Genomic DNA, 580 nt, shown 5'->3' with positions numbered 1-580 from the left:
GCAATGGCTTGCGCATGATTTCCTGATGAAAAAGCAATCACTCCTGTTTTTTTCTGTTCATCACTAAACTGGCATAGGGCATTTATGGCTCCACGGAATTTGAATGCCCCCATTTTTTGATAATTTTCACATTTAAAATAGACTTGGGCATCGAAAATTTCATTGACCGTTGTTGAGGTGAATACCGGTGTTTTATTGATATAGGGTTTAATACGAGAATGGGCTTCAGAGATATGATGATAATCAGGAATAAATTTCATGACTTGAGACTCCTGCGCTAGGCAGGGCGAGAGCGTGAACGTTTTTTGAGCTTGAAATGTATGCTACGCAATCACAATTAGAATAAAGATCACTCAATCTGGTCTTGTTAAAGTATGAATTAGTATTTTATTTGCACGATTCGTTCAAAAATTAGTCTTTCATGCTCTCGCCCTGCTGCGCTAGGTGACGTATCTTATTAATGTTATTAGGTATTTTAGTAAAGAAAAGACAGTATAATTACAATGTTATGGCTAATTCTGGGATGGCAGTCATAATTATGGCATTTTTAAAATTCAACATATTCTAGTGGTACATCCTG

1 protein-coding gene is annotated in these 580 nt (G+C 36.4%); it reads right to left on the bottom strand.

Translation table 11 applies throughout. The features are described from left to right. On the bottom strand, positions 1–260 hold a 260-nt coding region (locus PSI17_RS17260; RefSeq protein WP_273553120.1), incomplete at its 3' end, for a pyridoxal-phosphate dependent enzyme. Between the last annotated feature and the right edge of the window lie 320 nt (positions 261–580).

The sequence above is a fragment of the Xenorhabdus sp. IM139775 genome (genome assembly GCF_028598745.1).
GTDB lineage: Bacteria > Pseudomonadota > Gammaproteobacteria > Enterobacterales > Enterobacteriaceae > Xenorhabdus.
This window is presented reverse-complemented; position numbering and strand designations above follow the sequence as displayed.